This is a genomic window from Bacillus sp. Root920, assembly GCF_001429445.1.
In the GTDB taxonomy this organism is placed as follows: domain Bacteria; phylum Bacillota; class Bacilli; order Bacillales; family Bacillaceae; genus Bacillus; species Bacillus safensis.
In genome coordinates this window covers 1,790,791-1,816,335 of record NZ_LMJV01000001.1, presented here as the reverse complement: position 1 = coordinate 1,816,335, position 25,545 = coordinate 1,790,791, and the positions used below count along the sequence as shown (strand labels likewise).

Below are 25,545 nucleotides of genomic sequence, written 5' to 3'. Positions count from 1 at the left end.
TTCACGCCCTCTCTTTTTTCATGGAGCTTATAATTGCATGTGCGATGTCATCCACATGCCTTGTTTCATGTGCAAGGCCTGCTTTAATGACTGATTTAGGCATTCCGAAAACAACACATGATTCTTCTTTTTCTGCAATGACTTTTGTATGACCGCTTGCGACCATTTTTTTGACACCTTCAGTACCGTCACTGCCCATACCTGTCATAATGACAGCGATTTTCTCGTAACCTTTTATGCTGCTGATGGATTCAAATAAATAGTTAACAGATGGCTTGTGCCGGCTTTCCGTGTCTTCAGGGGACAGCCTGATAACAAGTGACCCCCCTTGGTCATGAAGTGACATATTCATTCCACCAGGAGCTATGTAAGCCACTCCATTTTTCGCGATGTCTCCATCTTGCGCTTCTTTAATCGTAATTTGTGATAAATGATCTAACCTAGCAGCAAGTGATGCCGTGAATCCTGCTGGCATATGCTGCACAATCAATATAGGTGCCTCGATGTCCTTAGGCAGCTTCGTTACGACTCGTTGAAGTGCCCTTGGTCCTCCTGTAGATGTTCCGATAGTAATAATCTTTCGGAGTGAGCTGCCTTTTATTGGTTGCAGACGGGGTGCAGCCACTGGACTTGGCGGCTTTATCACCGGCTTAGGAGACACCTTCTCTTCAGTGCGTTTCCTTGACAGTCCTGCTGCAAGTACCCGCTCTACAATTTGCCCCCTCACTTTGTGCAAATCGAGCGAAATACTTCCCGAAGGCTTTGTCACAAAGTCAAAAGCACCGAGTTCTAAGCAATGGATGGTTAAATCTTTTCCTTGCTTTGTCTGGCTTGACACCATAATCACGGCAAGGTCGTGTTCAGCCAGAATTTGTTTTAATGCTTCTGTTCCATTTAAAACAGGCATTTCCACATCTAATGTGACAACATCTGGATTCAGTTCCTTGATCCGTTTTAAGGCATCTTCCCCATTTCGCGCCGTTCCGACGACTTCTATTTCTTGCTCGGCACTTAGAAAATCACTAATGAGCTTTCTCATAAAGGCCGAGTCATCTACTACTAGCACTCTAATCATGAGTCCACCTTCCTCCTTTTAAAAAAAGAGGACAACTTATCTATAAACGTATGCTGTTCTCTCCGTGCCTCTCTTATCTGCTGATGATATAGTGTTTCTGCCAGCATCTTAATGGTTTTACTCAGCCTTGAATGAGGCTGCTTCATATAAAATGGAATTTGTTCTGATACTGCTTTAGGAACCGCAGGATCATCAGGCACAGCGCCAGCAAATACAAGTTTTCTGTGAAGAAAAGATGTGACCACTCCTGCTAATTTCCGGTAGGTTTCAGACCCTTCTGACGGGGTTTTGCACCGGTTAACAATGATTTGCACAGACCGTTCAAACTGATGAATGGCTAAGTGTTTAATCGCGCTGTAGGCATCCATGATGGATGTTGGCTCTGGCGTAGTCACAACGACGACTTCTCCTGCCGATAAGACAAAAGGCAGCTGATCTTTTGACAAGCCGGCTCCCATATCGAAGAAAATACAATCGAAGTCCTGCATCATTCTTTCCATCTCTTCCAAAAAGAACGACCATTGATCTTTATCTAAAGAAAACAGCTGTTCAAGCCCGCTTCCGCCAGAAATGTAATATAGGTTATCCGTTCCTTTTGTCATGGCTGCTTGGAAGGATTTTTTTCTAACGAGAACATCTAATATAGAACTAGTCGATGTTTTCCCTAGTAAAATATCAATATTCCCCATCCCAAAATCAAGATCAATCACTAACACTCTTCTCTCTGTACTTGCGATAGACAGTGCCATATTCAGGGTCAAATTCGATTTACCTACCCCGCCTTTACCGCTCATGACGGCAATGGTTTTTGCCTGTCCGCTGGCGTTAAGAGGAGCAGGTGTGATCATTTGACTCTGCTGAACTAGTTTTCTTAACCCTTCTGCTTGGTCGGTCATGATTGTAAAACCATCCTTGTTAGTTCAAGAGGCGAGCCTTCAAGAATATCCTCAGGCACATTTTGACCATTTGTTAAAAAACCAAGTTTGATTTGAGAGTCAGCAATGATTTGAAAAATGGTTCCCATCGTGTCCGTTTCATCTACTTTTGTAAAAATGAATTGATTGATTGGAACGTGTTCAAAGCGTTTGACCATGGCTTTCATGTCTTGATACTTCGATGTAGCACTCATCACGAGAAAACTTTGAATGCTCTCATCAAATGGAATAATGTCGGTCAGCTCTTTGATATACGCTTCTTCTTTAAAGTTACGACCTGCTGTATCGATGAAGATATGATCATACTCTTTAAAGGTCTCTTGGGCTTTTACAAAATCCTCTCTTGAATAACAAACCTCAAGCGGTGCATTCAGCAGTTCAGCATATGTTTTCAGCTGTTCGATCGCTGCAATCCGGTACGTATCGGTTGTAATAAAAGCGATTTTCTTTTGCTGCTGAATGGCCGTTTTAGCAGCCAGCTTTGCAATCGTTGTCGTTTTACCAGCTCCAGTTGAACCGAACAAAACAATGTATTTTGAAGAAATCATCGGCTCATCAGAGGTTTTAGCTGGAAGCATATCTGTCAGCAGTTGTTCAAGTTCTTTTTTTATGTGATTTTCTTTAACCGCACCCTTTGTTAAAAGACCCTTCAGGCATTCGTCTCGAATGGCATCATCAAGTCCTTGATCCTTTAGCTTTTGATCGATTGCTATGAGAGGATCAGGCAGAATACCCGCATGCCGTTCATTCCTCACATATTCTAAAGGCTGGGGATGAGAAGGCGCTGGTTTCGCCGCCTTGGGAGCAAATGAAGGCTCTTCGGGCAGCTTTTGAACTTGTTCCTTTTTTAGTAATACTGGAAGGGGCGGCGCAGGGTTTAACCCTTTACCAGCTCTTTCCTCGAAATCTTGATCCAGCACTGCAATCACTTCGACCATTTGCTGTTTCTTCAAACCGAACAGTTTGCGTTTGACAACGGTTTTAGAATTTAAAATAACGGCATCTTTCCCAAGCTGCTGCCTGATTTGAATCGTTGCCTCCTGCATAGAATTTGCTGTGATTTTTTTCATTTTCATTAGATATCCACCACTCCGATGCTCTGTACTTCTACATTCGCTTCTAGTTCGTTATAAGATAGTACCGGTAAATCTGGGAAATATCTTTCTAACAACTGCTTAACGTACATTCTTATAGGAGGTGAGCATAATAGAACCGGCGTTTCCTGACGAAGCGAAAGCTGTTCAATTTCTCTCGCCACTGATTGAATCACACTTTCAGAGGATTCTGGATCTAACGATAAGTAGTTTCCATGCTCTGTCTGCTGAACGCTGTCTGCAATCACCTTTTCTACTCGGCCTGAGCATGTCACGACTTTGAGTGATTCATTTTCTCTTGCATACTGTGCGGTAATCTGTCTTGCGAGCGCCTGTCTCACATACTCTGTTAATAAATCAGTATCAGTCGTTAATTTTCCGTAGTCTGCAAGCGTCTCAAAAATGGTGACAAGGTTTCGGATAGAGACCTTTTCTTTCAGCAGCTTCGCCAGTACTTTTTGAATATCACCGACTGCCAGCGGATTTGGCGTTACCTCATCCACTAAGACAGGATAACTTTCTTTCAGATGATCGATTAATTGCTTCGTTTCTTGGCGTCCGAGCAGCTCGTGTGTGTTTTGTCTAATCTTCTCTGTGATGTGAGTAGACACAACAGAAGCTGGGTCCACAACCGTATAGCCTAGCATCTCAGCCTGATCTTTTTCTGCTTCTGATATCCATTTAGCCGGCAGACCAAAGGATGGTTCGATTGTTTCAATTCCTTCAATCGGATCATCATCAGGCGTTGGGGACATCGCTAAGTAATGATCGAGCAGCAGCTCACCTTTTGCTACTTCGTTCCCTTTAATTTTCAACCGGTATTCATTTGGGTTCAGTGCAATATTGTCCCTGATCCGGACGACTGGAATGACAAGACCAAGTTCGAGGGCAAGCTGCCTTCGGATCATCACAATTCGGTCTAACAGGTCACCGCCCTGATTTGCATCAGCGAGCGGGATCAGGCCGTAGCCAAATTCAAATTCAATGGCATCCATTTGCAGGAGATGAATAACGCTTTCTGGACTTTTCATCTCTTCTACCTCTGCTTGTTCCTCTAGTACCTCTTCGATTTCTTCTTGGTCTTGTTTGTTTTTCGACATCATGTATGCGCCAAGGGCAAGTAAACCTGCGATCGGCCCTGTCAAAAGGATGCCGATTGGAGTAAAGAGCCCAAGAAGGAAGATCGTGCCTGCTGTCACATAAAGCATGGCTGGGAATGCAAAGAGCTGCCCTGTAATATCTGATCCAAGGTTTCCGTTAGAAGCAGCTCTCGTCACGACAATCCCTGTTGCCGTTGAGATGAGGAGTGCCGGAATTTGCGAAACGATTCCGTCCCCTACCGTTAATAGGGTAAAGTGGGAAGCTGATTCTTGAATCGACATTCCTTGCTGAAGCATTCCGATAATGATTCCAAATATAATATTGATGATGACGATGATAATACCTGCGATGGCGTCCCCTTTAACGAACTTACTGGCACCATCCATCGCTCCATAAAAGTCTGCTTCTCTCGCTACTTTTTCACGGCGGTTTCTTGCTTCACTTTCGGTCAGCATTCCTGCATTTAAATCTGCGTCAATACTCATTTGTTTACCTGGCATCGCATCGAGTGTAAATCTTGCCGCAACCTCTGATACACGCTCTGCCCCTTTTGTGATAACAATAAACTGAATGATGATCAGGATAAGGAAAACAACAAGACCAACGAGGACATTTCCTCCAACAACAAATGAACCGAACGTTTCGACAACCTTTCCAGCATCTCCTGTTGAAAGAATAGAACGTGTTGTAGAGATGTTTAGCCCTAAACGAAACAGCGTTAAGAGCAAAAGCAATGATGGAAAAATTGAAAATTGCAGTGGTTCTTGCATGTTCATTGTGGTGAGAAGCACGATAAGCGCAAGAGAAATATTAATAATGATTAAAATACTTAATAAAATGGGCGGAAACGGTATGACCAGCATCGCCACAATTAAAATAACACTGAATAAAACAGATAAATCTCTTGCTGACATGCCTGTTCTCTCCTTTTAAAACCAAAAATTCATAAAATCTTTTGTTTCGTTTTATAGACGTAAGCTAAAATTTCTGCGATGGCCTTAAAGTATTCTTCCGGCACCGCTTGGTCGATGTCGACCTGATCATAGAGCGCGCGGGCAAGCGGGCGGTTCTCTACAGTCATGACATCATGTTCTTTCGCAATCGTTCTAATTTTCAAAGCCAAAATATCCGTACCCTTTGCCACAACAAAGGGCGCATCCATTTTTTCTTCATCATACTTTAAAGCAATGGCATAGTGGGTTGGGTTTGTAATGATGACGTCCGCTTTTGGGACTTCCTGCATCATTCGTCTCATGGCCATTTCCCGCTGACGCTGTTTAATCTTTGATTTGATGAGCGGGTCACCCTCTGATTTTTTATACTCATCTTTGATGTCTTGTTTCGACATCCGCAAGTTTTTTTCATAATCAAATTTCTGATACATATAATCAAGCCCTGCCAAAATCAAAAGAGCACCAGCAGCATACAGCCCCATAATTAAGGTCATATTTGCAACGAAATGAAGGGTTTCCTCTGCTGTTAATAAAGGAAGCCGCAGAATTTCGTCAAAGTGCATCCAAAGAGCAATAAATGTCGCAAAGCCAACAAAGCCAATTTTCAAAATGGATTTTAATAGCTCTACGAGGGCTCGAATACTGTAAATCCGTTTAAACCCTTTGATTGGGTCAAGCTTTTCTAATTTCGGTTTGATCACTTCTGCCGAAAAGAGAAAGCCGACTTGTAAATAGTTACTGATAATCCCCGCCAGCATGCCAACACCAAGGATTGGCATGAGGAGGAGCCCTGTTTCCTGAAGCAATTCCAAGAATAGTTGATGAATATTAGATGTGCTAACCTTCATTAGCATAGTTGTTGAATAAAAACGTTCTATGAGCGCGATAATCCGCTCTTTCATAAAAGGCCCAATAAAAAAGAATGATAAAAAGATTAATAGAAATGAGATGGCTGTATTGACGTCGGTACTTTTGGCAACCTGTCCTTTTTTACGTGAATCCCGCCTTTTTTTTGGCGTTGCTTTTTCTGTTTTTTCACCTGCGAAAAATTGCAAGTCTAGTCTAAGCCTTGTCATCATGACGAACCACCGACCAATGCTAAGAAATTCCTCATGGTGAGTACAATCGTTTCAAATGTATTTTGGACAACACCGAAGATGACGCCCATACAGATGATGATCATAATAAAACTCACACCCATTTTAATAGGAAGTCCAACCACAAATACGTTCATTTGCGGAACTGTACGTGCCACAATCCCCAGCGCCAAATCGACTAAAAACAGACTTGCCACGACAGGTGCCGAGATTTGAAAGGCGATGATAAACATTTGGTTGAAGCTTTTTGCGATAAAGTAAGCAAAGGATTCACTGCCGAAATTCAGCGCGTATTGATCAACTGCAATGTATTGAAAGCTGTAATAGATTCCATCAAGCAGCAAGTGATGTGCGTTTGTTGCCAGCATCAACAGCAATGTGACCGTATAAAAAAACTGTCCCATCAGCGGTGTCTGCGCCCCTGTTTGTGGGTCAATAATATTGGCAATCGCAAAACCCATTTGAAAATCAATGAATGAGCCGGCAATCTGAACAGCGGACACCATGATGTATGCAATCAGCCCAAGCAGAAGTCCGACCATTGCTTCTTTCACCGCAAGCATCATATAAAGACCGTCTATGTCGAGTGCTGGCGGTTCTTTTATGGTGCTAAAACTAATGACAGCTAAAAACAGTGAGAATCCAACTCTGTGTACAGCAGGGATCGTTCTATGCGCTAAAAGCGGTACTGTCACAAAAAAAGCGGTGATCCGAATAAAAACTAAAAGAAAAGCAGGGAATAATTCTATGATTGACATCGCTTGTTAACCTGCAAATCGATCTAAATTCGAGAACAGCTCTGTCGTAAAGGACACGATTGTTGAAAGCATCCATGGACCAAACACAACAAGCCCAATGAGTACAGCAACAATCTTAGGAATAAACGCAAGCGTCTGTTCTTGAATTTGGGTTGTCGCCTGAAACACACTGACAATCAGTCCCACAATAAGTGCGAGCGCTAGAAGCGGTCCACTCACAAGCAATACTACATACACTGATCTTTCAGCCATCGTAATGACAAATTCTGAACTCATGTTTTAAGCACCTACTCTAAAAGCTTTGCAGCAAAGATTTAACTATCAAATACCATCCATCGACTAAAACAAATAACAATATTTTGAAAGGGAGCGATATCATAACCGGCGGAAGCATCATCATCCCCATTGACATCAGAACACTTGCGACCACCATGTCAATAATTAAAAATGGAATAAAGATCATAAAACCAATTTGAAATGCCGTCTTTAATTCTGAAATGGCAAAAGCGGGAACCATCGCCGTTAATGGAATATCTTTAATCGATTCAGGTGTATCCATTTTTGCGTAGCTAAGAAATAAAGCCAAATCTTTCTGTCTTGTATGTTTACTCATAAACTCTTTAATAGGCACTTCGGCTTTTTCATACGCCTGATTTAACGTGATGTCATCATTTAAAAGCGGCGTCAGCGCCTCTTTATTAATCTGTGAGAACGTGGGCGCCATGATAAAAAATGTGAGAAACAAAGCAAGTCCAACAAGCACTTGGTTTGGCGGCATTGAGTTGGTTGCAAGTGATGTTCTGACGAATGAAAGAACAATCACAATCCGTGTAAAACAAGTCATTAAAATGAGAATGCCCGGTGCAACCGAAAATACAGTTAAAAGTAATAGAAGACGGACAGATGTGCTGATATTTCCTGCACCGCTGGAATTAAATAAATCGATAAACTCATTCATTTTGTTTCGGGCCTTTCTTTCTGACTTCTGATTGGGTCTTTTTCAATTCGGCTAGCTGCGCCTTTAAATTGGCTGAAAAAGAAGAAGTGGTCGGCTGATCATGTTTCTTTACCTGCGATGTGAATTTTTGAACCATTTTTGGTAAATCGGTTTTGCTTTCCATCGCTTCTTCATATTGTTTCACGATTGCTTCACATTCTTGTTCATCATCAATCTCTTTTAGCAGCTGGATTGAGTCTGCTACGCCGACAACTAATACTCTTTTGCCCACTTTGATCAGCTGGACTGAACGGTTTTGTCCGACTGTCGTTCCGCCAATATTTTCAACATATCGAAATGGTTTGAGTAAGCGGTTTTGCTTTCCAACAAATCTCACCAATCCATAAATAAGCAGGATGACAAAAAGTAAGGCACCAATCATTTTGACAAAATCCATAATGGAGACAGAAGAAGAGGGAACTTCTTCTGCCGGATTCGTTTGATTGTCAGTGGTTTTCTTCTCTGTATCCTTTTTGCTTTCTTTCTCACCTTTGAGCCAGTCATTCACTGTGCCATTCTCAGGATCTTTCGTTTCGGCAAACAGTGAGGCAGGCTGCATCGTCAAGAAAAGCATAAAACTGATCATTGCTATACATATCAAACGTTTTTTCAACAAATCTTACACCCTTTTTTAGCCTAACGTTTTATTAATTGCTTCAAGTACGCGGTCTGCCTGGAATGGCTTCACGATAAAGTCTTTTGCACCTGCTTGGATCGCGTCAATAACCATTGACTGCTGTCCCATAGCAGAACACATGATGATTTTTGCAGAAGCATCGATTTGTTTAATTTCTTTTAGTGCAGTGATTCCGTCCATTTCTGGCATTGTGATATCCATTGTGACAAGATCAGGAGATGTTTCTTTGTATTTTTCAACTGCTTGTGCGCCGTTTTCTGCTTCTCCTACTACATCAAATCCGTTTTTTACAAGAATATCCTTGATCATCATTCTCATGAATGCTGCATCATCTACGATTAATACCTTAGTAGCCATTTACTTATTCTCTCCCTATATGTTTGTTTATTTTAAATTAGAAAGTCTTTCTGACTGACTTAAAATATCAGTCACACGAACACCAAAGTTCTCATCAATGACAACGACTTCCCCTTTGGCGACGATTCGTTTGTTCACTAGAATGTCTACTGGCTCACCAGCAAGTTTGTCCAGTTCAATGATACTTCCAGCTGAAAGCTCAAGAACTTCTTTCACACTGCGCTGAGTTCTTCCAAGTTCCACCGTAATGGAAAGCGGAATGTCCATCAGCATATCAAGGTTTCCAAGCTGGCTTGTTGTATGCTGAGGCTCACTGAACGATTCAAATTCAACTGGCGCCACATTTACAGGTGCTGCCGGCTTTGGCTTTGCCTGTCTTTTCGGCGGTGCCGCTTGCTGCGCTGGGGCAGACTGCGTTTGCGGTGCTGCCGGCTGAGGTTCAGGTGCACTCACTTCTTCTTGAACCGGCGCTTCTTCTTGCGCAGGATCTGTTAATTCTGCAATTAAATCCTTCGCAAATGTAATAGGATAAAGCTGCATAATATTTGAATCGATGAGTTCACCTATTTTTAATCTGAAGGATACTTTGACAAGCATTTCTTCAGCTGGAATGCGGTCTGTCCCTTCTCCTTCTTTCACATCAAGTAATTCGACGCGCGGCGGAGAAATATCAATCTTTTTATTAAAGACAGTCGACATGGATGTCGCAGCAGAACCCATCATTTGGTTCATTGCTTCTTGTACTGCACTTAAGTGAATCTCACTTAAAGAAGGGTCAGCATTTGTCCCGTCTCCGCCCATCATTAAGTCCGCAATAACTGCTGCATCTGTTTGCTGGACGACAAGCAGGTTACTTGCGCTGAAACCTTCCGTATAATTCACTTCAATAGCGACATACGGATGAGGAAATTCCTCATTCAGCATACTTTTTTGAATCACTGTAACAGTTGGAGTTGTAATCTCCACTTTTTGATTTAATAGGGTTGAAAGTGCTGTTGCAGAGCTGCCAAATGAAATATTTCCGATTTCCCCAATGGCATCTTGCTCCATTGCAGAAAGGATTGTATCGGGCTCTATATCGTCATTGCTGCCTCCTTTAAGGAGCGCATCGATTTCGTCTTGTGATAATTTACTTCCGTTATTCTCCATCTTCTTCACCTCTTATGTCGTGATCTAGAATTTGAATCGCCTGTTTCCGATTCACGCGGCCGGCCTGTCCCAAGAATTTCGGTTTATTTCCGACCATAACAGTAAGAGGCGCATTTACTGGTTTGTCCAAGGCAATACAATCACCAATTTCCAAATTCAAAAACTCTTCCACCGTCATTTCCGATTGTCCCAGCTCTGCGACTACCGGTATTTTTGCCTTCATAATCCGTTTTTCAATGGCCTTTGTTTCTTGCTGTTTTGGTTCATTTCGTTCAGACTGCATCCAGTAGTGTACAGACAGCTTCGGAATAATAGGCTCTAATACAACGTGAGGAATACATAGGTTAATAACCCCGCTTACCTCGCCAATTTGTGTATTAAGAGAAATGACGACAACTGTTTCGTTTGGTGACACCATTTGAACAAACTGGGGATTTACCTCGAAATCTGCCATTTCAGGCTCGATGTCGGTTATGGACTGCCACGCTTCTCTGTAATTTTCCAAAGCTCCCTCAAACATGTTTGAGATAATCTTTGTTTCAATTTCTGTAAGTGATTCTGTCTTATTATGACTAATGCCAATCCCGCCCATCAGCCTGTCCATCATCGCATAGCCGATTGTTGGGTTTACTTCAAGCATGATTCTTCCTTCAAGCGGGCTGACATAAAATAAGTTTAATAATGTCATATTAGGAATCGAACGAATAAATTCTTCGTATGGTACTTGGTCAACCGAGCTGACAGTAATTTGAATATATGATCTTAGCTGCGCTGAAAAATGCGTGGTGAGCAGTCTAGCGAAGTTATCATGAATCCTAGTTAAACTTCGAATCTGGTCTTTTGAAAAGCGCAGTGCACGTTTAAAGTCATACACCTTCACTTTTTTCGTCGTTTCCTCTTTTTTCAGCTCTTCTGCATCCATTTCGCCTGTTGAGATGGCGGATAATAATGCGTCGATCTCATTCTGGGAAAGCACTTCTCCTGACATTTCTTCACCTCCATCGCGTTAATTAATCGCCTCTATTGCAGATTAAAGGAGGTTATATATACTTCTTTCACCTTGCCATCTTGCAAATAGTTATTCACTTTGTTTTTGACTTGTGTTTTAAAATGTTCTCTGCCTTTTTTGCCATCAAGTTCATCTGCATTCGTGTCTGATAAAATGTCGATGACAGCATCTTTTACTTGGAAACTTCTTTTCTCAAGCTCTGATTTTGCTTTTTCAGAGTCCGTTTCAATATTCAGGACAAGTTTGACAGCATTTCCTTCAGATTTTAAATTGGTGATAATCTCAGGAATTTCAACAGAAGCTTTTACAACTTCATCTGCTGTTGGCTCTTTTTCGGCTTTTGCTTCGTCTGACCCATTCAGCAGAAAAAAGATGCCTGCTCCAATTCCGACGATGGCAATAATCATGATTAGCATTACTACGACTAATTTCTTCTTCATTCAAACTCCTCTATTCCTTGATTCAATGAAATGACTTGGATTTTTCTGTAGAAAGAAATGATTTTCTCTTGAAGCTGCTCTTCATCTTCTTTCACAACGAATTTCTTTCCATTGGCCAAAGTAATGGTCGTGTCTGGAAAACTTTCGATTTGCTCGATATGGAGAGCGTTCAGCATAAATCCTTTGCCATTTAATCTTGTCACTTCAATCATATTAAGCAGAGAAGCGAGCATCCGCTCCCCCTACCTCCTATCGTTTCAGATTCACAAGCTCTTGCAGAATTTCATCAGATGTTGTGATCGTCTTTGCATTCGATTGGAATCCGCGTTGCGCGATAATCATTTCGGTAAACTCGTCTGTTAAATCAACGTTTGACATTTCAAGTTTCCCTGTTTGGATCACGCCAGTTCCTTCTTGACCAGGTACGATAGGGTTACTTGGTGCACCTGAACTTAACGTTTGGCGGTAAAGGTTGTCACCAACTTTGTCTAATCCTCCTGCGTTACTGAAAGATACGAGTGAAATCTGTCCAACATTTCTAGATACGTTGTTTTCAACAACCGAAATTGTTCCATCTGGACCAACACTTACACTTGAAATGCCATCTGGGATCGTTATTTTTTGTCCATCCATTCCGAGAAGGTAATTTCCGTCAGTAGTCGTTAAATTTCCCTCCGAATCACGTCTAAAGTTCCCGGTTCTTGTATAAAGAACTTCTCCTTGACTTTCAATACGGAAAAATCCATCTCCATTGATATAGAAGTCGTAAGGTTCATCTGTATTTTGAGAAGATCCCGGTGACATGACTTTATCAATAGAAGCTAAAGATGATCCTAAACCAACTTGTTTTGAGTTAATTGAACCAGAGTTGTTCGTTGGTCCACCTGAGCTTGAAATGGTTTGACTGACCATATCTTTAAACGTGATACGGCTTTTTTTGTATCCGTGTGTATTGACGTTGGCTACGTTATTGGCTACCACATCTAATTTTGTTTGGAAGTTTTTCATTCCGCTAATTCCTGAGTAAAGTGAGCGTAACATTTATTTTCCTCCTCGAATTACTTCGTTTTTTCTCCAACTGCTGTAACATCCCAAGGGCTGATTTTCGTACCATCTTCTAAAACAAGTAAGTATTCATTGTCTATGTTTTTAACAGACTTCACAGTGCCCGATATCTCTTTATCATCCAATTTGCCCGATACTTCTTTACCAATCCAGCCTACATATGTCGTAAACGGATCTTGGTGTGCAACAAATGTAGACATGAGCTGATTCAGCTTGGTGATCGAATCGTTCATATTGGTTTGCTGTTCTAAAGATGAAAATGTCGCAAGCTGCGTGACAAACTCACGGTCATCAAGCGGGTTTGTCGGATCTTGGTTTTGAAGCTGCGTGAGCAAAATTTTCAAGAATTGATCTTTGCCAAGCGTATCTGTTTTCTTTTCTGCTTTTGAAGAAGTGTCTGCTTGTGCGGCTGTTCTATTCGTAGCATCAACTGTTGCCATTAGATCTCCTCCTCTTCTTCATCTGACCCAACAAGAGCATCCAGTACATCTTGGAATTCTGCTTCCTGTTCATCAGTCTGCTGGAAATTCTGTCCTTTTGGCTGCTGCTGCTTGTTTTCTTCACTAAACTGTCCAAATAACGGCTGCTCATTTGATTGAAGCGGTATATGGAAACGGTCCACTTGAACCGACATATTCGGAAGCGCCTGCTTGAGCTGCGGCAGATGATGCTCTAACAGCTCTTTTGCTGCTTGCGTCGAGGCTGTAATTTTACTCGCATACATACCGTTTTGCTTCGTTAGCTGAATGGTAATGAATCCAAGATTTTCTGGATTTAATCGAACGGTAAAACGTCCGCTTGAATTGCCAAACGGCGTGAATTTCATTTGCTTCCACGTGTTTAGAATTTGCTGATCAACTGTTCCCGGCTTTTCATCAGTCGTTTGTGTCTGCTGAACAGGAGCCGCTGACTGCAGTTGGAAAAACTGCTTATGACCTGGTAAAAGTGTATGGGTCATTATTTTTTCAGAAACTGGTGCAGCAGTGCTTTGTCCTTTAACGACTTCTTTTTTGAGAAGCCACTCAAGAGATGCATTCCCTTTTGCAGGAGAAGCGAGTGTAGATTCTTGTTTTGGAGAGATTAGTTCTTTCAACTCGCCAAGTGAAATTTTCCACTCTTTGTCAGACCCTTTCGCATTCGCCATCATATGGTCGATTAACTGATTAAAGTGCTTTAGCTCACTTTGAGTCATCGAATTCAGCTTTGGCGCTGATCCCTGCGAGAAGAACTGCTCTTTTACTTGCTGAATGAGTTTTTCATCTACCCCGTTTTTCGAAAGAAAGTGGATAAAGTCTTGACCTTTCCCTTCAATATCCTGCACAAGTTTCGCATCAAAGCTTGGCGGCTGTTGATTGAGCAATTGATAGATAAAGAAGTGGACTTGTATGAGCTGTTCACTATGTTCAGAACCTGGCTTTTCAGTTTGATCACCGTAAATGGAAGATTCCATTTTTTGAAATAATTCTTCAAGTGATTTGAGATCAGATGATTCAAGCGTTTGACCTTGTAGTGTTTGAAGCGCACTTAGTAGGTCTGCGTTCATTCCTTCTTCAGGTGATTGCATCCATTTTTCAACAATTTGCATCGCATCATTGATAGAAAGAGAGGCAGCAGCGGCTGTCTCAGCATGAACAGGACCGCTTTGAGCGCCTGCTCCGCTAAGCAATTGTTTAAACAAACCTCGTGCAGATGCAGCGCTGTCTCCTTTTAGCCCTGAGAGACCTTGAGAAGATTGCTGTAAGGCTCCAATATCCAATAGCTTCACTTATTGTCCACCTCCATTTTCACTTTCTTCTTTTTTGGCAAGCTCTTTTGTAAACGTTGCTGCCTTCTGAGGTGTCAGTTTTGCTAATATGTCTGTCAGTTTATTTTTGCTCAGCTCTTCAAGGATTTTTAACGCCTCTTTATCACTTAGTTCTGATAAAATTTTGGCGGATTTCCCTGGGTCCATGCTTTCATAAATGCTGGCGACCTTTCCTTTTGTCTGCTGATTAGAGGATGCCGCTGCATCAGGGGAGGTCCCTGCTGAGTTATTATCTGACGTGTTATTTGATGAGCTGTTATTCGATGAACTGTCATTGGCAGACGTATTCTTTGCATCATTTTCAGATGTTTTTTCAAGTGAATTGATTTTTTGATTAAGTCTTTTAATCTCTTCATCACTTGTTTTCAAATCTTTTTGTGCAATTTCGAGCTCATTCTTTTGCTCTTTAATGGTCTTTTTCAGTTCTTTCAACTCTGCATCGCTTTGATCATTAGGTGAAGATGACGTTTTTGAGGTGTCATCTGAACCAACTAAGCTGCTGATCACCGGAATGTTTTGGAGCGGTTTTTTTAGATCAAAACCTGCCATATAAAGGATCGTGCCAGTGACAATCACAAGCACAATCAATGGGATGATGACAATAAACAAGATCCATTGAAATTTCCCGCCGCCTGATTCCTTCGTTTTTTCCTTCTTAGGCATTCATCTCGACTCCTAATGTCCTTGAAACATGAATTGGCTGATAGAGATATCATCCATTTCTTTCATTTCAATTGCCTTATGTTCAAGGGAGAACTTTTCAAATTGCTTTTCTTTCATTTTTTCAAACTTTTTAAACTCAATGTTTTTTTCAGTTAAATCAGATTGTTTTTCATTCATTTGATGGCGTTTCATGATCACAAGCTGCTGATAATGCTGGATGGTGTTATCTAAGTTGGTCACAAATTGCTGGTAATGACGCATTTCTTGAACACTCATTCCACTTCTCAGCTTTTCTTCTTTGCTTTTTTCCATTAGCTCTTTTTTACTCATATTTTCATAGAGTTTTTCAGCAACTTGCTCAAATGCCGAAACGGATTGTTGGTATGCTGCGAGTGACTTGTCTTTTTCACTTTCTTTCAGTTCTAAGAGCTTTTGAAATTTGTATTGATATCTCACTGTTTTTGTCAATCCTCTCTATTCATCAAACTGAGCAATAAACTCACACTGTCTTCAATAGATACAGCCTCTTCTACATCCTGTTTCAAAAATGAAATCAGGTGAGGGTAAGCCTGCATGGCTTCATCAATATCTTTGGAGGAGCCTTTTTTATATGCTCCAATATTAATGAGATCTTCAGCGTTTTGATAAGTGGATAAAAGCTGGCGGAACCGGTTAGCCGCCTCCTTGTGATCATGACTTGCGATATTACTCATGACACGGCTGATACTTTTCAGAATGTTAACAGCGGGAAATTGTCCTTTGTTGGCTAAAGCACGATCAAGTACAATGTGCCCGTCAAGGATCCCCCTCACTGTATCAGCGATCGGCTCGTTCATATCGTCCCCATCAACAAGCACTGTGTAAAACGCTGTGATGGAACCAAGCTGATTTGTCCCAGTTCGTTCGAGCAATTTTGGCAGTATAGCGAACACTGAAGGTGTATATCCTTTTGTTGTTGGCGGCTCGCCAGTTGCGAGTCCTATTTCCCTTTGCGCCATGGCAACCCTCGTAACAGAATCCATCATGAACATGACATTTTTGCCTCTGTCCCTGAAATATTCCGCAATGGCTGTTGCAGTATAGGCAGCTTTCAGTCTCGTCAGTGCAGGCTGGTCAGAAGTTGCAACGACAACAATGGATCGCTTCAGTCCTTCAGCACCTAAATCCTTTTCAATAAACTCACGAACTTCACGGCCACGCTCTCCAACAAGGGCAATGACATTCAGGTCTGCTTCTGTCTGCTTTGCAATCATCCCCATTAAGGTACTTTTTCCAACACCGCTTCCGGCAAAAATCCCGATCCTTTGACCAGTGCCAACTGTGAGCAGACTGTCAATGACTCTAACACCGACACCCATCTTTTCTCGAATAGGCGGCCTGTCCATTGGATTTGGGGGTGACTGATCTGTCGAAACAGGTGCAAGTCCTTTTGGAAGCATACTGCCATCAAGCGGATCACCGAAGGCATCAACGACTTCACCAATTAATCCAGTCCCTACTTTGACCTTCAGCGATTCACCCGTCGCTTCAACAAGACTTCCTGGTGAAATATTGGATGCTTCTACATAAGGCATGAGCAGAATGTTTTCATCTCTAAACCCTACGACCTCTGCTTTTATCGGATGGTGCTTGCTCCCTTTTTTATGAATGAGACATACATCACCGATCGAACTCTCCGGCCCCTTAGATTCAATCATCAGCCCAACCACTCGATTGACTTTACCAAATCGTTTATAAGGATCAGCGGTTTCAATCGTTTCTTTTAGTACATCCATTTTCATTTGTGATCACCTGAATCAATGACTTCTAATAGTTTTTCTTTCAACTGATTCATTTGGGTATCAACACTCGCTTCCACTTTTCCAAAACTTGTTTCTACGTAACAAGTTCCTTTTGGTGCTTTTTCATCCGAGTAAATGGCAAGGTGTGTATCCTTTTGAAGGATTCTAATCAATTCGTCTTTATATTCCATCACATGCTCGTAATGTTCAGGGTCAACATAGATGGAAATATCATCATATTCTTTCACTTCTGAAATGACCTGCTTCACAAGAGCCAAAAATTGATCTTTCGTGTCCTCAGCTGCATTCCAAACGCGTTTGGCGAGTTCAAAAGCGAGTTCCACAATTTGCTCAGCAGAGCTTTCAATTTTTTCTTCGTAGTCCTGCCTTGCAAGACGAACGATGTCATTTGCTTGATCAAGAATAGCTTGGTACTGCAAATTTGCATCTGCTTCGCCCTTTTGGAAGCCGTCTTGATAACCTGCTTGTTTCGCTTCTTCAATGAGCTGCATTCTTTCTTCTTCAAAATCAGTCCGGCGCTGATTGATTTCAGCCATTGTTTTTTCCAGCTCACTGTTTGCTTGTTCTAATATGCGGCTCGCTTGATCTTCTGCATCACTGAGTACTAGCTGCGATGCTTCGGTTTCATTGACAAGCTCTTCTTCGTGATGTTCTCTTTTAAAGTTTACTTGCTGTAAAGGAATCGTTTGCCGTCCTTGTTCAGGAATAACAGATGTTTCATGTTTGATAATCCTAGACAATGATATCGTCTCCTCCGCCTCGAGCTATGACGATTTCTCCAGCTTCCTCAAGTCGTCTTACGATGCTGACAATACGGGTTTGTGCTTCCTCGACATCTCTAAGCCGGACAGGCCCCATAAACTCCATTTCTTCTTTGAATGTTTCGACCATCCGCTGTGACATGTTGCGGAAGACAATTTCTTTGACCTCTTCGCTTGCCACTTTGAGTGCGAGCAATAAGTCATCATTTTCAACATCTCTGATGACGCGCTGAATCGCTCTGCTGTCAAGAGTGACAATATCTTCAAAGACAAACATACGTTTCTTAATTTCATCCGCAAGCTCTGGATCTTGAATTTCAAGTGTGTCTAAAATGGTCTTCTCAGTAGCACGGTCTACACCATTTAGCACTTCTACAACCGCTTCGACTCCGCCTGTTTGCGTATAGTCCTGCGTAAAGGTTGAAGAAAGCTTTTGTTCAAGAATACGTTCCACCTCATTGATGATCTCTGGAGATGTGCGGTCCATTAAGGCAATACGTCTCGCAACCTCAGTTTGTACTTCCTCGCCTAACTCAGATAAAATTTGCCCAGCCTGCACTGGATCCAGGTAGGAAAGGATAAGTGCAATCGTTTGTGGATGCTCATGCTGGATAAAGTTTAAAATTTGTTCTGGCTCAGCCTTTCGAGCAAAATCAAATGGTTTCACTTGAAGAGAGGATGTCAGCCTGTTTAAGATGCTGTCCGCTTTATCCTCACCAAGCGCTTTTTCAAGCACTTGTCTTGCGTACATAAGACCGCCCTGCGATATGTAGTCCTGCGCGATGGCAATGCTGTGAAACTCTTCGATGACTTCATCTTTTTTAGCAGTATCTACACTTCGTACATTGGAAATTTCTAATGTTAATTTTTCTATTTCGTCTTCAGACAGATGTTTGTATACAGATGCTGACACGTCTAGCCCTAAGGAAATCATTAGGATTGCTGCTTTTTGTCTGCCTGTTAGTCGATTTGGATCTTTTCTCGACATGTGTATTCCTCCTAATCCTCGGACAGCCAGCTGCGTAGCAATTTAGCAAAGTCTTCTGGTTTTTCTTTTGCCATTTTTTCAAGCTGATTTTTTCTCACCATTTCTTCTGTTTCTGGTTCAGTGTCGATATCAGGAACATCAATTGGTGTACGTTCATCAAACTCAAACTCTTCTTCTTCATCTCTTCTACGCTTGCGTACAAGAAGAATGATAAGAGCGATAATTGCAAGTAGGAGCACACCGCCTACAATATAAACCCAGATTGGAATATTGTTTGAAGGGTTATCTGCCGCAGTTTGCTGTTTACCGTCTAATTTTGATACAGATAAAACGATTTTGTTATCTAAGTCTGCTTGAGTGAGCGCTTGACCATTTGTGTATTCTTTATCAATCGATGTGCTAATGATCGTTGAAAGAATCTTTTTGATATCATCTTGTCTTTCAGCCGTTAAAGAGTTTACATCGTTTGCAGTTGGTGGTTCGACCAATGCTTGAATGCCAACATCTCTGATTTTATAAGGACTTTCTTTGATATCTTTATGAATGCGGTTGACTTCATAATTGATACGATCTTCGCTCTTTTCGTAATCTCCGCTTCCATTCGCTCCATCGGCACCTTGATAATTTGTGACATCATCGTCACCTGTTCCAGCGGTGCCTCCAGCTGCTGCGCCATTACCTGAATAAGTTTCAGCAATCTTTTCAGCGCTGACAGCAATCCCCTGCATGTTTTCTTTATCAACAGGTTCTACAAGGTCTTCTTTTCTTTTTTCTTCAGTAAAATCAATGTCTGTTGTGACCGATACAGCCACTTTATCTTGACCCATCATTGTTCCAAGCAGCTGCTGAATTTTTCTTTGAAGATTCTTTTCGATTTCCTCTTTTTTCTGCTGCTGTGCATCCATTCCACTTGCATAGGAATCGGAGCTGGTGTTTAAGTCGTAGTAGTTGGAATCTTGGTCCATAATGACAATGTTTTCTGTTTTTAAATTCGGCACACTTTTTGAAATAAGATGATAAAGGCCTTTTACTTGCTGCGGTGTGAGCGTGTAGCCTGGCTCAACTTGCAGCACAATGGATGCTGATGCATTACTTTGCTCTTCTCCAACAAAAACGGAATCTTTTGGCAGGTTAATCATCACTTTTGAATCTTTAATCCCATCAATCGTGTTGATCAGATTGGATAGTTCTGTCTGAGTTGCGTCTACTTTCAGAACATCAAATTCATTATCTGTTAAACCGAAGCCTGAATTGTTTGCAAAGAAGGAATAATCAATGTTGCCTGTCTTAGGGAGCCCTTCAGATGCGAGTGTTACTTTTAAAGAATCTGCTTGCTTTTCTGGAACGAGAATCGTTGTTCCATTGTTTGCAAGTTCCGATTTAACGTTTTTGCCATCTAGTTCCTGTTTGATTTGTCCAGCTTCTGCCTCAGACAAGTCTCTAAAGAGCGGAACCATTTTTTCAGAAGAAGCAAAGATGCTAACAACCGTAATAATGATTGCTAGGGCAGCAACGCCGCCAATCATAAGTATTTTTTGTAATTTTGATCGATTTCGCCAAAACTCAACTGTTTTTGTTCTTAATTGCATTAAAGTACGATTCATCTTAACCCCCGGTCATTCCATTCAGTCTTTTTTTGTCCACCAGCACCTCCTACATCTGCATTCTCATAATCTCTTGGTACGCTTCGACTGCTTTATTTCGAAACTCTGTTGCAGCTGTGAGTGTAACACTCGCTTTTTGTGAAGCAATCATGACTTCATCGAGATTGACATCTTTTCCTTGTGCAAGCGCATTTGTATACTGGTCTGATTTCAGCTGTGATTGATTTAATGCCTCAATGGAATTCTTCAGCACATCAGAGAAATTCGTTTGACTTTTGGGTGCAGCCGCCTGAACGGGCGTTGCATTCGTCAATTCACTTGCTTGCTGAGCAGTTTGAAGCTGGAAAGGAGATATTGCATTAACCAATTATTTTCACCTTACTTTCCTATTTCTAAAGCTTTCATCAGCATGCTTTTATTCGCATTTAGAGCAGTCACGTTTGCTTCATATGATCTTGAGCTGCTGATGAGGTCGACCATTTCTTTTAATGGATCGACATTTGGTGTTTGAACATATCCATTTTCATTGGCATCGGGATTTGTAGGATCATATTGAAGGTTGAATGGAGTTTCGTCTTCAGTAATCTTTGTTACTTTGACGCCGTTTCCTAATTTGCCGCTCGAATTCATACTTGAGTTCAATATAGATGAAAACGATTCACCTGACGGCTGTAATGTGACAAGCTTACGTCTATAAGGCTCCCAGTTGCCATCAACCTGTTTAGCTCTTGTTGTATCCATATTTGCAAGGTTTGAGGATACAACGTCCATTCTGAGCCTCTGTGCCGTTAATGCTGAGGCCGAAGCGTTCACTCCTGAAAAAATCGACATCACTTACCTCCTGTCAAAACTGTTTTAAGAGAATTGAATTTCCCGCTCATTCTTTCCACCAGCGCATTATACTGAATTTGGTTTTTAGCGAGTTCACTCATCTCTTGATCAATATCGACATTATTTCCGTTTTCTTGATAAGAAGTACGGTTGCTCGAAACAACTGAATAATTAGACCCTGTTTTTGAAAAATCAATGTGACCTTGGTATGTTTTTTTAGCATCTAATTTGATTGACGCATCATTTAGCATGTCATGGAATGCGACGTTTTTCGACTTGTAGTTCGGTGTGTCTATATTTGCGATATTATTGCTTATGACTTTTTGCTTAACATTCGCTCTGCCCAAGGCATTCTCAAGGTTGCTTATCGTTCCAGAAAATATATCCAAAACCATATACCTCCAATCATATGTATTTCATTCCATTTAATCATGTCGAGATTTGTAAAACCATATGTTCATTGTAAGAAATAATAGGATTAAAGTCTATGATGTATATGTAAAAAAAACTCGTAATATATATCTATTTTACGAATAGGTATAAAGGCCTAGATTCAAAGCACTACAGATTTGTAAGGGGTTTCTTGGAAAAAAGAGTGACATTTTTCGGACAAATCCTCATTTTTTCACATAAAAAAACCCTTTTCAGCATTTATTTCGGCCAAAAAGGGTTTTTGATTAATGAGATTTTAAATTTTCGAGTTCAATTAAAAATTTGTTGTTTAACACTTTGATGTACGTTCCCTTCATTCCAAGAGAACGAGATTCAATCACGCCTGCACTTTCTAACTTACGTAAGGCGTTTACGATCACTGAGCGCGTGATCCCTACACGGTCTGCAATTTTACTTGCAACGAGAAGACCTTCGTTTCCATCCAGCTCTTCAAAAATGTGCTCAATCGCTTCAAGCTCACTGTATGAAAGAGAGCTAATCGCCATTTGAACAACCGCTTTGCTTCTTGCTTCTTCTTCGATTTCCTCTGCTTTCTCGCGAAGAATCTCCATTCCAACAACTGTTGCCCCGTATTCAGCAAGAATTAAATCATCATCTGTGAATGTATCTTGTAAGCGGGACAGGATTAACGTACCTAAACGATCTCCTCCGCCGATAATTGGAACAATTGTTGTTAAACCTGATTGGAATAAGTCCCGGTTTTCAATCGGGAAAGCTGTATATTCACTGTTAATATCAAGGTTTGAAGACGTTTCAGGGACATTGAATAGACTCTTTGTATATTCTTCAGGGAACTGACGATCTTCAAGCATTTTTTTCATACGTGCATTTTCGATCTGTTGATTAATGGAGTAGCCAAGAAGCTTTCCCCTTCTGCTTAATACGAAAATGTTTGAATCAATGACATCTCTCAGTGTTTCTGCCATTTCTTTGAAATTAACTGGTTTCCCCGCTGCATCTTGCAGCATTGAGTTAATAATCCTTGTTTTTTGTAGTAACGCCATAATAATGATCCTCCTAGATTACTTTATTCATTTGTTAAAGTATAAATTGACTTAAATCTTTGTTATTTGCAATCTTTCCTAGCTTCTCTTCGACATACTGAGGTGTAATGGTCACTGTCTCCATCGTAATATCAGGCGCCTCAAATGAAAGCTCTTCAAGCAGCTTCTCAAGTATCGTATGAAGCCTTCTTGCACCGATGTTATCTGTCTCCTGATTGACATGATAAGCCACTTCGGCAATCTTATGAATAGCATCGTCAGAAAATTCAAGAGATATACCTTCTGTTTCAAGTAAAGCTTTATATTGCTTTAATAATGCATTATCTGGTTCCGTTAAGATTTTCACAAAGTCTTCTATACTTAATTTATCTAATTCTACACGGATTGGGAAGCGTCCCTGAAGCTCTGGAATCAAATCTGATGGCTTTGCCATATGAAATGCACCTGCTGCAACAAACAGCACATGATCAGTTTTAACGGCACCATATTTCGTCATCACAGTTGAACCTTCTACAATCGGTAAAATATCACGCTGAACCCCTTCACGAGAAACATCTGCAGATGATGCACCACCGCTTTTGGCGATTTTGTCGATTTCATCGATAAAAATAATTCCTTGCTGCTCTGCTTTGTAGACCGCTTCCTGACTGACTTCATCCATATCAATCAGTTTTGAAGCTTCCTCAGCCGTTAATGCCTTTCTTGCTTCTCTGACAGTCAGCTTTCTGCGTTTTTTCTTTTTAGGCATGAGATTGCCGAGCGCATCCTGCATGTTCATACCCATTTGCTCCATACCCGAGCCTTGAAGCATATCAAACATGGAAGGCTGCTGTTCTTCTACTTCAATCGTAACGTAATGATCTTCAAGTTCTCCCATCGCCAGCTGATGAGCGATTCGCTTTCTTGTCGATTCGAGTTCCACTTCTTCATTTGAATGATCTCGATCACGGTCATCTTCATCAGAACCGCCAAACAGCATCTCAAACGGATTTTTCACAGACTGGCTTTTTTTCTTGCCAGGAACAAGTAAATGAACAAGACGTTTATTTGCTTGTTTTTCTGCTTCCTCTTGAACATCTTTCATCTTTTCTTCTTTGACGAGTCTAATCGCTGTTTCAACTAAATCTCTCACCATGGACTCTACGTCACGGCCGACATAACCCACTTCAGTAAATTTCGTCGCTTCCACTTTAATAAAAGGCGCACCAGAAATTCGAGCAATTCTGCGGGCAATTTCTGTTTTCCCCACACCTGTTGGACCGATCATTAAAATGTTTTTAGGAACGACTTCATCCTTTAGCTTATCATGCAAAAGACTTCTTCTGTAACGGTTTCTTAAAGCCACCGCCACTGCTTTTTTCGCATCAAGCTGACCAATGATGTATTGATCAAGCTTTTCAACTATCTCTCTTGGGGTGAACGGCTTTTTCTCCATACGTCTCATGTCCTTTCTATTCAAGCTCTTCTAAAGTGATTTGATCGTTCGTGTAGACACAGATTTCTCCGGCCGTTTCAAGAGCGGCCTTTGCAATTTCTCTCGCTGAGAGATGATCACCTGCATGGGTTTTGAGTGCTCTCCCGGCGCTAAGCGCATAGTTGCCGCCTGAGCCAATGGCCAAAATCCCATCATCTGGTTCGATGACCTCTCCTGTTCCAGAGACAAGCAGGATGCTTTCTTTGTTCATGACGATGAGCATGGCCTCAAGCTGCCTTAGCATCTTGTCACTTCGCCATTCCTTCGCTAGTTCTACGGCTGCCCGCTTTAAATTACCACCATATTCTTCAAGCTTTGTTTCAAACTTTTCAAAGAGTGTAAAAGCATCGGCTACTGAACCTGCAAAACCTGCAAGCACCTTGCCTCCGAAAAGACGGCGCACTTTTTTTGCTGTGTGTTTCATCACGACAGCCTGCCCGAAAGTGACTTGACCGTCGCCAGCCATTGCACTTTTTCCTTTATGCTGAACGGCAAAGATGGTTGTTGCATGAAATGATGACATGAAAAAACCTCCTTTTAGGATCGTTTAAAAGCCCTTGGGTGATGAGACATGTACGTGTTTCTTAAAGAATCTTTTGATACATGCGTGTACACCTGTGTAGATGATAAATTTGAATGACCGAGAAGTTCTTGAACACTTCTCAAATCCGCCCCCTCGTTTAAGAGATGCGTGGCAAAGGTGTGCCTTAACATGTGAGGATGGATATGTAATGTACCTGACGCCTTTTTCATTAATTCAGTGAGAATGAATCGTACACCTCGGTCTGTAAGAGGCGTCCCGCGCTGATTCAAAAACACATGAGTATCAGCGCGGTCTTTCCCTTTAGATTTCAGCTTCTGCCTTCCATCCTCTAAATAAGTAATGAGCGCTTCATGAGCATATGACCCGAAAGGAACATACCGCTGCTTGCTGCCTTTCCCATGAACAAGCACTGTATCCATCGATAAATCAAGATCAGATTCTTTTAATGAACATAACTCACTGACCCTCATACCTGTTGCATAAAGAAGTTCTAAAATGGCTTGATTTCTTTGCCCAAGCGGTGTGCTGACATCAGAAACTGTAAAAAGCTCTTTTAGTTCCTCTTCATACAAAAATGAAGGAATCCGCTTATCCTGCTTTGGTAAGCTAACGAGTAAAAAAGGATTTTCTTTCACAAGCTGTTCTCTTAATAAAAATTTATAAAAGCTGCGAAGCGCAGAGACTTTCTTACTAATCGTTCTTCTTGTCAGGCCTTTTTCATAAGCTTCTGTTAAATAAATTCTCGTATCTTGATAGGATACCTCTTCAAAACCGTCTATTCCTTGAATGTTCATAAATCTGACAAACTCTTCAATGGCTTCTGTATATCCTGAGATCGTTAAAGCTGAATAGTTTTTTTCAATTTGCAGATATTCAATGAATAAGTGGACAAGACGCTGTTTATTCGTCATTTTTACACCTCTTTAAGGCTTTTAAATGGTATCACATAT

Annotated in this window: 30 protein-coding genes; all 30 read right to left on the bottom strand. The window is 41.3% G+C overall.

Annotation, left to right across the window (positions count from 1 at the left end; translation table 11 throughout):
* Position 1: 1 nt before the first annotated feature.
* The 30 genes from ASE42_RS08895 to xerC all read right to left on the bottom strand — a co-directional run bounded on the left by ASE42_RS08895 (position 2) and on the right by xerC (position 25,506).
* The gene (locus ASE42_RS08895) at positions 2 to 1,075 is read right to left on the bottom strand and encodes a protein-glutamate methylesterase/protein-glutamine glutaminase (RefSeq protein WP_056766446.1); all 1,074 of its coding nucleotides are present in this window, start codon (positions 1,073 to 1,075) and stop codon (positions 2 to 4) included.
* A complete protein-coding gene (locus ASE42_RS08890) occupies positions 1,072 to 1,971 on the bottom strand; it encodes a MinD/ParA family protein (protein WP_056766444.1) in 900 nt (299 codons plus the stop codon). The genes ASE42_RS08895 and ASE42_RS08890 overlap by 4 nt, the downstream gene beginning before the upstream one ends.
* On the bottom strand, positions 1,968 to 3,086 hold the full coding sequence (gene flhF / locus ASE42_RS08885) for a flagellar biosynthesis protein FlhF (protein WP_056766442.1): 1,119 nt from the start codon (positions 3,084 to 3,086) through the stop codon (positions 1,968 to 1,970). Before flhF ends, ASE42_RS08890 begins: the two co-directional genes overlap by 4 nt.
* Positions 3,086 to 5,119, bottom strand: a complete 2,034-nt coding sequence (gene flhA, locus ASE42_RS08880; RefSeq protein WP_041109003.1) for a flagellar biosynthesis protein FlhA — start codon at positions 5,117 to 5,119, stop codon at positions 3,086 to 3,088. Before flhA ends, flhF begins: the two co-directional genes overlap by 1 nt.
* Before the next feature lie 29 nt (positions 5,120 to 5,148).
* On the bottom strand, positions 5,149 to 6,237 hold the full coding sequence (gene flhB / locus ASE42_RS08875; RefSeq protein WP_056766440.1) for a flagellar biosynthesis protein FlhB: 1,089 nt from the start codon (positions 6,235 to 6,237) through the stop codon (positions 5,149 to 5,151).
* The gene (fliR, locus tag ASE42_RS08870; RefSeq protein ID WP_024426982.1) at positions 6,234 to 7,013 is read right to left on the bottom strand and encodes a flagellar biosynthetic protein FliR; all 780 of its coding nucleotides are present in this window, start codon (positions 7,011 to 7,013) and stop codon (positions 6,234 to 6,236) included. The genes flhB and fliR overlap by 4 nt, the downstream gene beginning before the upstream one ends.
* A 6-nt stretch (positions 7,014 to 7,019) precedes the next feature.
* A complete protein-coding gene (fliQ, locus tag ASE42_RS08865; protein WP_003211206.1) occupies positions 7,020 to 7,289 on the bottom strand; it encodes a flagellar biosynthesis protein FliQ in 270 nt (89 codons plus the stop codon).
* Between the two features lie 16 nt (positions 7,290 to 7,305).
* Positions 7,306 to 7,971: a flagellar type III secretion system pore protein FliP gene (gene fliP, locus ASE42_RS08860; protein WP_008354479.1), complete on the bottom strand. Its 666-nt coding sequence runs from the start codon at positions 7,969 to 7,971 to the stop codon at positions 7,306 to 7,308.
* The gene (gene fliZ / locus ASE42_RS08855) at positions 7,964 to 8,623 is read right to left on the bottom strand and encodes a flagella biosynthesis regulatory protein FliZ (RefSeq protein ID WP_025092584.1); all 660 of its coding nucleotides are present in this window, start codon (positions 8,621 to 8,623) and stop codon (positions 7,964 to 7,966) included. Before fliZ ends, fliP begins: the two co-directional genes overlap by 8 nt.
* A gap of 18 nt (positions 8,624 to 8,641) precedes the next feature.
* Entirely contained in the window at positions 8,642 to 9,004 is a 363-nt protein-coding gene (locus ASE42_RS08850) for a response regulator (RefSeq protein ID WP_007499584.1), read from the bottom strand.
* 27 nt (positions 9,005 to 9,031) lie between these two features.
* Complete coding sequence (gene fliY / locus ASE42_RS08845; protein ID WP_025092583.1) at positions 9,032 to 10,153, bottom strand: flagellar motor switch phosphatase FliY; 1,122 nt, start codon at positions 10,151 to 10,153, stop codon at positions 9,032 to 9,034.
* Positions 10,143 to 11,141, bottom strand: coding sequence for a flagellar motor switch protein FliM (fliM, locus tag ASE42_RS08840; RefSeq protein ID WP_024424167.1), 999 nt, complete (start codon positions 11,139 to 11,141; stop codon positions 10,143 to 10,145). The genes fliY and fliM overlap by 11 nt, the downstream gene beginning before the upstream one ends.
* 32 nt (positions 11,142 to 11,173) lie before the next feature.
* The gene (gene fliL / locus ASE42_RS08835) at positions 11,174 to 11,602 is read right to left on the bottom strand and encodes a flagellar basal body-associated protein FliL (RefSeq protein ID WP_024424168.1); all 429 of its coding nucleotides are present in this window, start codon (positions 11,600 to 11,602) and stop codon (positions 11,174 to 11,176) included.
* Complete coding sequence (locus ASE42_RS08830; RefSeq protein ID WP_008344794.1) at positions 11,599 to 11,814, bottom strand: flagellar FlbD family protein; 216 nt, start codon at positions 11,812 to 11,814, stop codon at positions 11,599 to 11,601. Before ASE42_RS08830 ends, fliL begins: the two co-directional genes overlap by 4 nt.
* Positions 11,815 to 11,851: 37 nt before the next feature.
* Complete coding sequence (gene flgG, locus ASE42_RS08825) at positions 11,852 to 12,643, bottom strand: flagellar basal body rod protein FlgG (protein WP_024424169.1); 792 nt, start codon at positions 12,641 to 12,643, stop codon at positions 11,852 to 11,854.
* A gap of 17 nt (positions 12,644 to 12,660) precedes the next feature.
* On the bottom strand, positions 12,661 to 13,107 hold the full coding sequence (gene flgD, locus ASE42_RS08820) for a flagellar hook assembly protein FlgD (protein ID WP_024426978.1): 447 nt from the start codon (positions 13,105 to 13,107) through the stop codon (positions 12,661 to 12,663).
* Entirely contained in the window at positions 13,107 to 14,432 is a 1,326-nt protein-coding gene (locus ASE42_RS08815; RefSeq protein ID WP_056766438.1) for a flagellar hook-length control protein FliK, read from the bottom strand. Before ASE42_RS08815 ends, flgD begins: the two co-directional genes overlap by 1 nt.
* The gene (locus tag ASE42_RS08810; RefSeq protein ID WP_056766436.1) at positions 14,433 to 15,134 is read right to left on the bottom strand and encodes a MotE family protein; all 702 of its coding nucleotides are present in this window, start codon (positions 15,132 to 15,134) and stop codon (positions 14,433 to 14,435) included.
* Positions 15,135 to 15,146: 12 nt separating this feature from the next.
* Entirely contained in the window at positions 15,147 to 15,590 is a 444-nt protein-coding gene (gene fliJ, locus ASE42_RS08805) for a flagellar export protein FliJ (protein WP_024424173.1), read from the bottom strand.
* A gap of 8 nt (positions 15,591 to 15,598) precedes the next feature.
* Complete coding sequence (gene fliI, locus ASE42_RS08800; protein WP_024424174.1) at positions 15,599 to 16,915, bottom strand: flagellar protein export ATPase FliI; 1,317 nt, start codon at positions 16,913 to 16,915, stop codon at positions 15,599 to 15,601.
* Positions 16,912 to 17,676, bottom strand: a complete 765-nt coding sequence (fliH, locus tag ASE42_RS08795; RefSeq protein WP_056766434.1) for a flagellar assembly protein FliH — start codon at positions 17,674 to 17,676, stop codon at positions 16,912 to 16,914. The genes fliI and fliH overlap by 4 nt, the downstream gene beginning before the upstream one ends.
* Complete coding sequence (gene fliG, locus ASE42_RS08790; protein ID WP_024424176.1) at positions 17,669 to 18,685, bottom strand: flagellar motor switch protein FliG; 1,017 nt, start codon at positions 18,683 to 18,685, stop codon at positions 17,669 to 17,671. The genes fliH and fliG overlap by 8 nt, the downstream gene beginning before the upstream one ends.
* An 11-nt stretch (positions 18,686 to 18,696) precedes the next feature.
* Complete coding sequence (gene fliF, locus ASE42_RS08785; RefSeq protein WP_024424177.1) at positions 18,697 to 20,289, bottom strand: flagellar basal-body MS-ring/collar protein FliF; 1,593 nt, start codon at positions 20,287 to 20,289, stop codon at positions 18,697 to 18,699.
* 49 nt (positions 20,290 to 20,338) lie between these two features.
* Positions 20,339 to 20,656, bottom strand: coding sequence for a flagellar hook-basal body complex protein FliE (fliE, locus tag ASE42_RS08780; protein ID WP_024424178.1), 318 nt, complete (start codon positions 20,654 to 20,656; stop codon positions 20,339 to 20,341).
* An 11-nt stretch (positions 20,657 to 20,667) separates the two neighbouring features.
* Complete coding sequence (gene flgC, locus ASE42_RS08775) at positions 20,668 to 21,120, bottom strand: flagellar basal body rod protein FlgC (RefSeq protein ID WP_024424179.1); 453 nt, start codon at positions 21,118 to 21,120, stop codon at positions 20,668 to 20,670.
* Entirely contained in the window at positions 21,120 to 21,509 is a 390-nt protein-coding gene (gene flgB / locus ASE42_RS08770; RefSeq protein ID WP_012009952.1) for a flagellar basal body rod protein FlgB, read from the bottom strand. Before flgB ends, flgC begins: the two co-directional genes overlap by 1 nt.
* 288 nt (positions 21,510 to 21,797) lie before the next feature.
* Positions 21,798 to 22,577 (bottom strand): GTP-sensing pleiotropic transcriptional regulator CodY, encoded by a 780-nt coding sequence (gene codY, locus ASE42_RS08765; protein WP_007499612.1) that lies wholly within the window; start codon positions 22,575 to 22,577, stop codon positions 21,798 to 21,800.
* Positions 22,578 to 22,611: 34 nt separating this feature from the next.
* Positions 22,612 to 24,012 (bottom strand): HslU--HslV peptidase ATPase subunit, encoded by a 1,401-nt coding sequence (gene hslU, locus ASE42_RS08760; protein ID WP_024424180.1) that lies wholly within the window; start codon positions 24,010 to 24,012, stop codon positions 22,612 to 22,614.
* Between the two features lie 16 nt (positions 24,013 to 24,028).
* Positions 24,029 to 24,574, bottom strand: a complete 546-nt coding sequence (hslV, locus tag ASE42_RS08755; protein ID WP_024424181.1) for an ATP-dependent protease subunit HslV — start codon at positions 24,572 to 24,574, stop codon at positions 24,029 to 24,031.
* Between the two features lie 14 nt (positions 24,575 to 24,588).
* Complete coding sequence (gene xerC, locus ASE42_RS08750) at positions 24,589 to 25,506, bottom strand: tyrosine recombinase XerC (RefSeq protein ID WP_024424182.1); 918 nt, start codon at positions 25,504 to 25,506, stop codon at positions 24,589 to 24,591.
* Positions 25,507 to 25,545: the final 39 nt, after the last annotated feature.